At 73.5% G+C, this 11,339-nt stretch carries 8 protein-coding genes and 1 pseudogene; 8 read left to right on the plus strand and 1 reads right to left on the minus strand.

Annotation, left to right across the window (positions count from 1 at the left end; all coding sequences use genetic code 11):
- Positions 1–220: 220 nt before the first annotated feature.
- Genes ACIBQ6_RS50485 through ACIBQ6_RS50510 form a run of 6 tightly spaced genes read left to right on the plus strand, consistent with a single transcriptional unit; the run spans position 221 to position 7,873 of the window.
- On the plus strand, positions 221–3,898 hold the full coding sequence (locus tag ACIBQ6_RS50485) for a nitrate reductase subunit alpha (protein ID WP_397219608.1): 3,678 nt from the start codon (positions 221–223) through the stop codon (positions 3,896–3,898).
- Positions 3,898–5,487, plus strand: coding sequence for a nitrate reductase subunit beta (narH, locus tag ACIBQ6_RS50490; protein ID WP_397219609.1), 1,590 nt, complete (start codon positions 3,898–3,900; stop codon positions 5,485–5,487). The genes ACIBQ6_RS50485 and narH overlap by 1 nt, the downstream gene beginning before the upstream one ends.
- Positions 5,484–6,101 carry a nitrate reductase molybdenum cofactor assembly chaperone gene (gene narJ, locus ACIBQ6_RS50495; RefSeq protein WP_397219610.1) on the plus strand — a complete coding sequence of 206 codons (618 nt, stop codon included), beginning with the start codon at positions 5,484–5,486 and terminating at the stop codon, positions 6,099–6,101. Before narH ends, narJ begins: the two co-directional genes overlap by 4 nt.
- Complete coding sequence (narI, locus tag ACIBQ6_RS50500; RefSeq protein WP_397219611.1) at positions 6,098–6,787, plus strand: respiratory nitrate reductase subunit gamma; 690 nt, start codon at positions 6,098–6,100, stop codon at positions 6,785–6,787. The genes narJ and narI overlap by 4 nt, the downstream gene beginning before the upstream one ends.
- Positions 6,784–7,410 carry an HPP family protein gene (locus tag ACIBQ6_RS50505; protein WP_397219612.1) on the plus strand — a complete coding sequence of 209 codons (627 nt, stop codon included), beginning with the start codon at positions 6,784–6,786 and terminating at the stop codon, positions 7,408–7,410. The genes narI and ACIBQ6_RS50505 overlap by 4 nt, the downstream gene beginning before the upstream one ends.
- Before the next feature lie 7 nt (positions 7,411–7,417).
- Positions 7,418–7,873, plus strand: a complete 456-nt coding sequence (locus tag ACIBQ6_RS50510; RefSeq protein WP_352354937.1) for a MarR family transcriptional regulator — start codon at positions 7,418–7,420, stop codon at positions 7,871–7,873.
- 27 nt (positions 7,874–7,900) lie between these two features.
- Here ACIBQ6_RS50510 and ACIBQ6_RS50515 read toward each other — a convergent pair whose 3' ends face one another.
- Positions 7,901–8,950, minus strand: a complete 1,050-nt coding sequence (locus ACIBQ6_RS50515) for a hypothetical protein (RefSeq protein ID WP_397219613.1) — start codon at positions 8,948–8,950, stop codon at positions 7,901–7,903.
- 305 nt (positions 8,951–9,255) lie between these two features.
- Here ACIBQ6_RS50515 and ACIBQ6_RS50520 point away from each other — a divergent pair, with 305 nt between their 5' ends.
- Together ACIBQ6_RS50520 and ACIBQ6_RS50525 are read left to right on the plus strand one after the other, a co-directional pair.
- Positions 9,256–10,506, plus strand: coding sequence for a methyltransferase (locus tag ACIBQ6_RS50520; RefSeq protein WP_397219614.1), 1,251 nt, complete (start codon positions 9,256–9,258; stop codon positions 10,504–10,506).
- Positions 10,507–10,536: 30 nt separating this feature from the next.
- Positions 10,537–11,160, plus strand: a pseudogene (locus ACIBQ6_RS50525) (methyltransferase domain-containing protein); the annotation flags it as partial.
- Between the last annotated feature and the right edge of the window lie 179 nt (positions 11,161–11,339).

The following is an 11,339-nucleotide window of genomic DNA, read 5'->3' on the forward strand; positions in this document are numbered from 1 at the left end:
GTGTTTTCGGGGGCGGCGAAACCTTCTCGTGGAACTAACAGATTCCATATGGACACTGTCGCATGCTAGAAACAGTCGTCTGACTGCACGCGTCAACTTTCAGTCGATTCGCTGGTTTCCGGGCGCAGGGGGAGGACCGCGTCCCGGCCGGGCCGGCGCGCATACCCGAAAGCATCATCTCCATGTGAGGAGGTCATGTGTCGTGCCTGGCGGAATACGCATGCATCTGACACGAGCCGAACGCGCCGCCGACACGGCGGCCGCGCGGTTGCTGGCGGCGGGCACCCACCTGCTGCGCGCCGACACCACGCCCGACCGGCGGGCGGTGTACCGCGACGAGGACAAGGTCAACGACTCCCCGTACCGGCGCCGGTGGGCGCACGACAAGGTGGTGCGTTCCACCCACGGGGTCAACTGCACCGGCTCGTGCTCCTGGAAGGTCTACGTCAAGGACGGCCTGATCACCTGGGAGACCCAGCAGACCGACTACCCCAGCGTCGGCCCCGACCGTCCCGAGTACGAGCCGCGCGGCTGCCCCCGCGGCGCCGCCTTCTCCTGGTACACCTACTCGCCCACCCGGGTGCGCTACCCGCACGCCCGCGGCGTCCTGGTGGAGCTGTACCGGGAGGCCAGGGCGCGGCTGGGCGACCCGGTCGCGGCCTGGGCCGAGATCACCACCGATCCCCGCAAACGCCACCGCTACCAGTCGGCGCGCGGCCAGGGCGGCCTGGTCCGCATCGAGTGGGACGAGGCGCTGGAGATCGCCGCGGCGGCCCACGTCCACACGCTCATGACGTACGGGCCCGACCGGGTCGCCGGGTTCTCGCCGATCCCGGCCATGTCGATGGCCTCGCACGCGGTGGGCGCCCGGTTCATGTCGCTGATCGGCGCGCCGATGTTGTCCTTCTACGACTGGTACGCCGACCTGCCCGTGGCCTCGCCGCAGGTGTTCGGCGACCAGACCGACGTGCCGGAGTCGGGCGACTGGTGGGACGCGGCCTACCTCATGCTGTGGGGGTCCAACGTCCCGGTCACCCGCACGCCCGACGCCCACTGGGTCACCGAGGCCCGCTACCGGGGCCAGAAGGTCATCGTGGTCTCGCCCGACTACTCCGACGCCACCAAGTTCGCCGACGAGTGGCTGCACCCCCATCCCGGCACCGACGGCGCGCTGGCCGTCGCCATGGGGCACGTCATCCTGCGCGAGTTCTTCGCGGAACGGCAGGCCCCGCACTTCACCGGCTACGTCAAGCGCTTCACCGACCTGCCCTTCCTGGTGCGACTGGAGGAGCACGACGACGGCGGGCTGCGTCCCGGCAAGTTCCTGACCTCGGCGGACCTGGGCGGTCAGGAGGAGGCGGCCCGCTGGCGGCCGATGATCCTCGACTCCGCGACCGGCCGCCCGGTCGCGCCCAACGGCACGCTGGGCGACCGCTGGAGCGCCGAGCAGGGACGCTGGAACCTCGACCTCGGCGACCTCGACCCGCTGCTCACCCTGCACGCGCCCGGCTGCGACGGCGCCGAGGTGGTCCTGCCGCGCTTCGACGAGCCGGGCGTCGTCCGCAGGGGCGTGCCGGTCCGGCGGGTCGGCGACCGGCTCGTCACCACCGTCTTCGACCTGCTCATGGCCCAGTACGGCGTCGCCCGCCCCGGCCTGCCCGGCCAGTGGCCCATCGGCTACGACGACCCCGACGCCCCGGGCACGCCCGCCTGGCAGGAACGCATCACCTCCACCCCGGCCGCGCAGGCGATCAGGATCGCCCGGGAGTTCGCCGCCACCGCCGAGCGCACCGGCGGCCGGGCCATGATCATGATGGGCGCGGGCACCAACCACTGGTTCCACTCCGACACCATCTACCGCTCCTTCCTGACGCTGCTGCTGCTCACCGGCTGCCAGGGCGTCAACGGCGGCGGCTGGGCCCATTACGTGGGCCAGGAGAAGGTCCGGCCGCTGACCGGCTGGCAGCAGCTGTCCACCGCGGCCGACTGGGTGCGCCCGTCCCGCCAGATGGCCGGCACGCCGTACTGGTACCTGCACACCGGCCAGTGGCGCTACGAACGGTTCTCGGCCGGGACGCTGTCCAGCCCCGCCGGGCCCCGGCGGTTCGCCGGGCGGCACACCCTCGACCTGGTGGCGCAGTCGGCCCGGCTGGGCTGGATGCCGAGCTACCCCACCTTCGCCGCCAACCCGCTCGACCTGGGCCGCCGCATCCACGACAGCGGCGCCGACCCGGCCCGCTGGATCGCCGGCGAGGTGGAGTCCGGGCGGCTGGCGTTCGCCTGCGAGGACCCCGACGCGCCGGAGAACTGGCCGCGGGTGCTCACCGTCTGGCGGGCCAACCTGATCGGCTCCTCGGCCAAGGGCAACGAGTACTTCCTGCGCCACCTGCTGGGCGCGCCCGACAACGCCACCGCCGAGGAGGCGCCGCCGCCCGACCGTCCCCGGGAGGTCACCTGGCGGGACGCGCCGCGCGGCAAGCTCGACCTGCTGCTCGCCCTCGACTTCCGGATGACCTCCACGACGCTCTTCGCCGACCTGGTGCTGCCCGCCGCCACCTGGTACGAGAAGCACGACCTGTCCAGCACCGACCTGCACCCGTTCGTGCACGCCTTCACCCCGGCGATCAACCCGCCCTGGCGGGCCCGCACCGACTTCGACATCTTCCACTCCCTGGCCCGCAAGCTGAGCGAGCTGGCCGCCGGCCGCCTCGACGTCGCCCACGACCTGGTGGCCACCGCGCTCCAGCACGACACGCCCGGCGAGATCGCCCAGCCCGGCGGCGGCGTCCCCGACTGGCGCGAGAGCGGCGAGACGCCCGAGCCCGGCCGCACCATGCCCGCGGTGACGCTGGTCGAACGGGACTACACCGCGGTCGCCGACAAGCTGGCCGCCTTCGGCCCGCTGGCCGAGCGGCAGGGCATGACCGTCAAGGGCGTCACCGTGCGGCCCGGCCCCGAGTCGGCCTGGCTGGCCGCGCGCTGCGGCACGGCCGCCGGCGGCCCGGCCGAGGGCCGTCCGCTGCTGGACAGCGACGTCAAGCTGTGCGAGGCGATCCTGGCGCTGTCGGGCACCACCAACGGCCGGATCGCCGCCGAGGGCTTCGACCGGCTCGCCGAGCGCTGCGGGCCCGGCTCGGGGCTGTCGGAGCTGGGCGCGTCGGTCGCCGGGCACCGCACGGTGTTCTCCGACACCCAGGACCGGCCGGTGGCCGCCGGGGCCAGCTTCGAGTGGTCGGGCGCGGAGGGGCACGACCGCCGCTACGCGCCGTTCACCATCAACACCGAGCACCGCAAGCCCTGGCACACGCTCACCGGCCGCCAGCACTTCTACCTCGACCACGACTGGATGGCCGAGCTCGGCGAGCAGCTGCCCGTCTACCGGCCGCCGCTCGACCTCGACGCGCTGGGGGAGTGCCTGCCCGCCGCGCCCGACGGCGGCAAGGCGGTGAACGTGCGCTACCTCACCCCGCACTCCAAGTGGTCGATCCACTCCGAGTACCAGGAGAACCTGCTCATGCAGACGCTGGCCAGGGGCGGCCCGGTCATCTGGATCAGCGTCGAGGACGCCGCCACGATCGGCGTGGCCGACAACGACTGGATCGAGGCCGTCAACGTCAACGGCGTCGTGGTGGCCCGCGCCGTCGTCTCCCACCGCATGCCGCCCGGCACCGTGTTCATGTACCACGTCCAGGAGCGGCTGGTGAACGTGCCCAAGTCGCAGGCCACCGGCCGGCGCGGCGGCGTGCACAACGCGCTCACCAAGCTCCTGGTCAAGCCGACCCACCTGATCGGCGGGTACGGCCAGCTCTCCTTCGCCCCCAACTACTACGGCCCCACCGGCAACCAGCGCGACGCGGTGACCGTCATCCGCCGCCGGGATCAGGAGGTGCGTTACTGATGCGACCGATGGCCCAGATCGCCATGGTGATGAACCTGGACAAGTGCATCGGCTGTCACACCTGCTCGGTGACCTGCAAGCAGACGTGGACCAACCGGCCGGGCACCGAGTACGTCTGGTTCAACAACGTCGAGACCCGCCCCGGCCAGGGCTACCCGCGGGGCTGGCAGGACCAGGAACGCTGGCGGGGCGGCTGGCGGCTGCGCCACGGCCGCCTGGTGCCCCGCGCCGGCGGCCGGCTGCGCCGCCTGGCCACGCTCTTCGCCAACCCCGAGTTCCCCGGCCTGGACGACTACTACGAGCCCTGGACCTACGACTACGACAACCTCACCAGCGCGCCGCTCGGCGACGACGTGCCCACCGCGCCGCCCCGCTCGCTGATCGACGGGCGGCCGACCGCCGTCACCTGGGGCCCGAACTGGGACGACGACCTGGGCGGCGGCCCCGAGCAGCTCTCCGCCGACGTCGTGCTGCGCAAGGTGAGCGACACCGTGCGGCTGGACTACGAGCGGGCGTTCATGTTCCACCTGCCGCGCATCTGCGAGCACTGCCTCAACCCGTCCTGCGTGGCCGCCTGCCCGTCGGGGGCGATGTACAAGCGCATGGAGGACGGCATCGTGCTGGTCGACCAGGACCGGTGCCGGGGGTGGCGCATGTGCGTGTCCGGCTGCCCGTACAAGAAGGTGTACTTCAACCACCAGACCGGCAAGGCCGAGAAGTGCACGTTCTGCTACCCGCGCATCGAGGCGGGGGAGCCGACGGTCTGCTCCGAGACGTGCGTCGGCCGCCTGCGCTACCTCGGGGTCATGCTCTACGACGCCGACCGCATCGGCGCGGCCGCCGCCGTACCGGACGAACGTGACCTGTACCCGGCGCAGCTCGACTGCTTCCTCGACCCCGCCGACCCCGAGGTGGTCGCCGCCGCCGAGGCGGCGGGCATCCCGCACGACTGGCTGGAGGCGGCCCGCCGCTCGCCCGTCCACCGGCTCATCACCGAGTTCCGCATCGCGCTGCCCCTGCATCCGGAGTACCGCACGATGCCCATGGTCTGGTACGTCCCGCCGCTGTCGCCCATCGTCGACGCGCTCGCCGAGACCGGGCACGACGGCGAGGACGCGGGCAACCTGTTCGGCGCCATCGACTCGCTGCGCATCCCGGTCGGCTACCTCGCCGAGCTGTTCACCGCGGGCGACCCGGCCCCGGTGGAGGCCGCGCTGCACCGCCTGGCCGCCATGCGCGCCCACATGCGGGCCCGCAACCTCGGCGACGAGCCGGACCCCGGCATCGCCGCCGGGACCGGCCTGTCGCCCGCCGACCTGGAACGCATGTACCGCCTGCTCGCCATCGCCAAGTACGACGAGCGGTACGTCATCCCCACCGCCTACGTCACCTCCGACCACGCCGACCACGCCGACCACGCCGGCTGCAGCCTGGACGCCCCCGGCGGCCCCGGCATGCTCGCCGAGAGCTTCCACAGCGCCCCCGTCACCAGGGACGACCGGCTGCGCGGCCGGGTCAACCTGCTCAACTGGGACGGCAAGGGCACCCCCGACGGCCTGTTCCCGTCCAGGGACGAGGCGGCCGAGTGAACCGGCACGACGCCCGCCTGATCCACCAGGCCGCCTCCCTGCTCCTGAGCTACCCGGGCGAGGACTGGACCGCCCGCCTCGCCCTGGTCCGCGACGCGCTCGGCTCGACGGGCGGCGCCGCCGCCGAGCGCCTGCGCGGCTTCTGCGCCGAGGCGGCGGCCCTGCCCGCGCTCGACGCCGGCGCCGCGTACGTGTCCACGTTCGACCGCAGCGGCCGGCGCACGCTCCACATGACCTACTACGGCGACGGCGACACCCGCCGGCGCGGCGAGTCCCTGGTGGAGCTCAAGACGCTCTACCGGGCCCACGGCTGGCGGCCCGGCACCGGCGAGCTGCCCGACTTCCTGCCGGTGATGCTGGAGTTCGCCGCCCGCGTGCCCGGCCCCGGCGGCCGGCTGCTGCGCGACCACCGGCCCGGCCTCGACCTGCTGCACGCCGGCCTGACCGCGCGCCGCAGCCGCTACGCCGCCGTCGTGGAGGCCGTGCGGCTGACCTTGCCCCGCGCCACGTCCGCCGACCGCCGGACCGTGGACGAGCGTTCGGCGCTCGGCCCGCCCGCCGAACGCGTCGGCCTCACCGCCCTGCCCGAGGTTCCCGGAGGAGTCCGCCGATGAGGCATCTCGACATCGCCCTGTGGGGCGTTCTGCCGTACGTCGTCCTGGTGTTGTTCGTCGCCGGGGCGGTCTGGCGCCACCGCTACGACCGGTTCGGGCTGACCACCCGCTCCAGCCAGCTCCACGAGAGCCGCATGCTGCGGGTGGGCGGGCCGCTGTTCCACTTCGGGCTGCTGTTCGTGATCGCTGGTCACCTCGTCGGCCTGCTCGTCCCCGAGCGGTTCACCGAGGCCGTGCACGTGACCGAGCCCATGTACCAGCTCAACGCCCTGGTCGTCGGCGGGCTGGCCGGGCTGGCCACCGTGGCCGGGCTCGCCGTGCTGCTGTGGCGGCGGCTGCGCGTACGGGCCGTGCGGCGGGCCACCGGCCGCTCCGACCGCGTCCTGTACCCGGTGCTGGCCACCGTGCTGCTGGCCGGGCTGATCGCCACCCTGCTCGGGCCGTCCGGCCACTACGACTACCGGCTCGGCGTGTCGGTGTGGTTCCGCAGCCTGCTCGAACTGGAGCCGGACGTGGACGCCATGGCCTCGGCGCCGTTCGTGTTCCAGGCGCACACGCTGCTCGGCCTGGCCCTGTTCGCGCTGTGGCCGTTCAGCCGCCTGGTCCACGCCTTCGCCGCGCCCGTCGCCTACCTGGCCAGGCCGTACATCGTCTACCGCTCCCGCGGTGGCGCGCTGCCCCGATGAGCGCCGAAGCCGCCGCGGAAGGGACGGAAGGCGCGGAGGGGGCGGCCGGCGGCGGGGTCCGGAAGCGGGGGGCGGTCAGGGCGCGGGTCGCCGGGGCGTGCGCGGTCGCCGGGCGGGCCGCGGTGAGCATCAGCGTGCCCGCCCTGGTCGCCTGGCTGGCCCACCAGCCGTTCGTCTTCCCGTCCCTGGGGCCGACGATCTACCTGGTGCTCACCGCGCCGGGGGCGCCGGCCGCCGCTCCTCGCCGTACCGTCGCCGGGCACGCCATCAGCGCCGCCGGCGGCTACCTGGCCCTCACCGTCACCGGGCTGACGCGGACCGCGCCCGATCTGGGGCACATCGACGGGCGCCGGGTGCTCGCCGTCGTCATCGCGCTGTCCTGCACGACGCTGGGCATGCTGGCCACCGACAGCTCGCATCCGCCCGGCGGCGCGACCACGCTGATCGTGGCGCTGGGCTTCCTGCGCACCCCGCTGAACCTGGCCGTGCTGCTGACCGCCGTGGTGCTCACGACCCTCGTCCTGCTCGCGCTCGGACGCCTCCGCGTCTCCCGCGTGGTAACTTCGCAGAAGAAGTTACTTCTTGGGGGATTTATCTTCCCCAAGAAGGAGGACAGGAAGTGAGGACCGCGTGCCGAACACCCCCGACCCGTCGGACGCCGGCCGGCGCTACCGCCGCTACCTGAGCGCGGTCATGCTGCACGGCCACGCCGGCGCCAAAGCCTGCGGTCTGGGCGCCACCGACCTGTACGCCCTGAACATCCTCGAACTGGCCGGCCCGATGACCCCCGGCGAGCTCGGCGTCCGCACCGGCCTGACCACCGGCCCGACCACCCGGCTGATCGACCGGCTGGAGCAGGCCGGATACGTCCGCCGCGTGCCCGCCCCCGACGACCGCCGCAAGGTGATCGTCGAGCCGGTCGGCAAGCCCGCCGAGCTCGACGCGGTCATGGCCCCCGTCCGGCAGAAGATCGGCGACATCCTCGCGGGCTACCCGGCCGAGCACCTCGACGTGCTCTACGACTACTTCGACCGGGCCGCCCGCGCCTACCAGGAGGCCGCCGAGGACCTGCGCTCCGGCTCCTGACGCGGCGCTCAGCGGAAGACGCGGCGCTCAGCGGAAGTCGGAGATGCGCAGCACCGCCAGCATGTCCGTCGCCCGCGAACCGGTCGAGAACGACGCCTCCACCCCGACCCAGCCGCGGAAGGCCCCCGTGTCGTCGATGATCTGCATCAGCGGCTTGACGTGCGAGTTGCCCGTGTAGCAGAACTCGCCCCGCTCCATCGCCAGGCACGTGCACCAGTGCCACAGCGTGTCACGCCGGTCGGACTTGGAGATCGTCGTCAGGTAGTACTGGATGGAGCTGACGTTGGCCTTCGTGCCGCCGCCGTACTTGGGGCAGCCGCCCGACTTCTGGCACGCGCCCCGCGAGGACGGCTGCAGGTAGGTCAGGCACGAGGTGGTCGACTTGCAGGCGCGGAAGGAGGAGTGGCCGAACGGCTGGTTCGCCGAGTTGACCAGCGTGCCGCTCGCCCAGCTCGTCAGGTCCTGCCTGAGCGAGCCGGGGAAGGCCCGCACCGAGCTCATCGCGCGCCGGGTGCCGATCGCGGCGTTGCTGCCGTAGCCGTAGCCGTGCGTGGCCAGGCTGCTGCCCTTGAGGTCGAGGCGGGCCAGCTTGCCGTCGGGGGAGGTGCGCACGTACCACTGCTCGGTCCAGGTCTGGGCGATCTTCCACCGGATCGTGAGCACGTTGCCCGCCAGCGTGTACGTCCCCGTACGGGTCTCGCTCGGGCCGCCCGTGTAGCCGCCCGCGGTGAGCACCTCGCAGCCGCGCGGCCGCGACGAGACGCCGCCGGCCTTGGTGGTGCAGCTCGGGTCGGGCACGGTGCCGGTGCGCTGCCTGGCCTTGGGGAAACGCTGCCACCACAGGTACAGGGCGGCGCTCACCGTGCCGTTCGCGGCGAAGCGGTACGTGCCCAGGCGCACCCAGTTCTGCCGGGAGGCGGCCTGGAGATGGCCCTGCGAGACGACGAAGGTGGACTTGCCGCCCGGCAGCGGCGAGGCGGCGGTGGTGGCGGTGGCCGCCACAGTGGCCGTCACCGGCTGGACGGGGAGAAGGGCGAGGGCGAGCACGAAGGAGAGGACTGCCGCTGCGGTACGCATGGAGAGACTCCGTAGGGCTTGCGGGCGTTGGCCGATGGTCAACGGCCCACCGTATTCCGGCTCGACCGGATCTGTCCTCGAAACGCGGTCAGGAGGAAGCTGACAGTGCTCGACGTCCGCCGGTGAAGCTAGGATGAGGGGTTCCCAGCACCGCGAGGAGGTTGATCATGTCGTTCCCGCCGCCCGGCATGGTTCTCGGCGACGCCCCGGCGCGCACTTCCTCGCGGGAGGCCGCCACAGGCTGACCCTCTCCGCGTCGAAGTGCTTCTCATGGCCATCACTGGTTCGATCATGAGGAGCCCTGAGTGCTCGAGATCCGCTGGACCGAAGACGGCGAGGCCCGGTCGGCCCGCTGGCGTTCCGGGAACGGCTCGCCGCCGCCCGCGCGCGTGGTGATCGCCGACGAGCGTCTGGCCGCGGCCACGGCGTACCGGCTGGCCTGCGAGGGCACCGCGCTGCTGTGGCGCGGCGACTTCCACGCCGCCCGCCGCCTGCTGCGCGCCATGACCCGCCGCGCCGACCACCACGCACCTCCACCCCGCCCTTCCCGCTCCCCGTCACCCGCCCCCGCGCCCCCGCCCGCCCCCGCGTCCGCTTCGGCGCCGGCGTCCGCCTCCTCGACCGCCCCCGCGTCCGCTCACCTGACCGCCCCCGCGTCCGCTCACCTGGCCGCGTCTGCGTCTTCGCTCGCGCAGGCTTTCCATCAGCATCGGCAGGCCCGTTCCCAGCGGGCCGTGACGCTGGGGCGGTTGCTGGTGCCGCTCGACCCGGACCACAGCGTCCCCCTGCGGCGCGCCCCCGACGTGCGGAGCGCCTGCGCGCAGGTCTACGGGCCCGCGACGGAGGCTTCGGTGATCTCGCTGCGTGAGCTGCTGGGCATCGTCGGGGCCTACGAATGGCGCAGGCGAGGCGTCGAGGTGCCCGCCCTGAACGACCGCATCCACCCCCACTACGGCGTCTTCTCACCGGTGCGCGGCGAGTACGTCGACCTGGTGGCCGCGGCCCCGCTGGTCTCGCGCGCGGGGGCGTTCGACATCGGCACCGGGACGGGCGTGCTCGCCGCGGTCCTCGCCCGCAGAGGCGTCGAGCGGGTCGTGGCCACCGACCGCGACCCGCGCGCCGTGGCCTGCGCCCGCGCCAACGTGCGACGGCTGGGGTTGTCCGGCCGGGTCGACGTCCTGGAGGCCGACCTCTTCCCGCCGGGACGCGCGCCGCTCGTCGTCTGCAACCCGCCCTGGCTCCCGGCCAAGCCCGCCTCGCCCCTCGACCACGCGGTCTACGACCCCGGGAGCCGGATGCTCCGCGGCTTCCTCGACGGGCTCGGCGAGCACCTGACCCCGGAGGGAGAAGGCTGGCTGATCCTGTCGGACCTGGCCGAACGGCTGGGGTTACGGACCCGTGCCGAACTGCTGTCCGCCTTCGCGAGCGCGGGCCTACGGGTCGTCGACCAGCTCCGCACCCGGCCACGCCACCCACGCGCCGCCGACCGGACCGACCCCTTGCACGCCGCCCGCACCACCGAAACCACCTCCTTGTGGCGCCTCCGCCGCACCTGACCCTCGCCACCCCGGGGGCTCGGCTGCGGCCCCGGGACCGACCTCGCCGCCATGGCCGACGCCGTCACCCCTGCCGGACGGGTGATCGGCCTCGACCGCGCCCCGGCGATGGTCGCCGAGGCGGCCGCCCGTCTGGCCGGACGGCCCCAGGTCGAGGTGCGTTCCGGAGACGTGCACGAGCTGCCGTTCGAGGACGGGAGCGTCGACCGGGCCCGTACCGACCGGGTGCTGCAGCACGTGGACGACCCGGCGCGGGTGCTGACGGAGTTCCGCCGGGTGGCGCGCCCGGGGGCGCGGATCGTCATGGCCGAACCCGACTGGGAGGGCATGCTCGTCGACTCCCCGCGCCCGGACGTCGGCCGGACGCTGGCCCGGTTCGTCTCCACCGAGATGATCCGGCACGGCACGCTCGGCCGCAGCCTGGCCCGGCTGTGCGAGGAGGCGGGCCTCACGGTGCGGTCGGTGGCGACGGCCGCGCCGGTCTTCCGCGACCTGGCCACCGCCGACCACGTCCTCGGCCTGCGCCGCAACCTGGTCAGGGCCGTCGGCGCCGGATATCTCGAACCCGGCGCCGAGGAGTGGTTCGACGACCTGCGCTCCCGCCCCTTCCTGGCCTCGGCCCTGCTGTTCCTGGTGACGGCCGAAGTCGCGTGATCGGCGCCCTGGCGGGGGCCAGGGGCGGGCGAGGGTCAGGTGATGCGGAGCGGAAGGGTGCGGGGGCCGCGCACCTGGCCCGTCGCCCAGGTGACGGCGTCGGGGTCGGCGAGGGTGAAGGCGGGGATGCGCTGGAGCCAGACGTCGAGGGCGGTGCGCAGTTCCATGCGGGCCAGGTG

It is taken from the genome of Nonomuraea sp. NPDC049655 (assembly GCF_044465465.1).
GTDB lineage: Bacteria > Actinomycetota > Actinomycetes > Streptosporangiales > Streptosporangiaceae > Nonomuraea.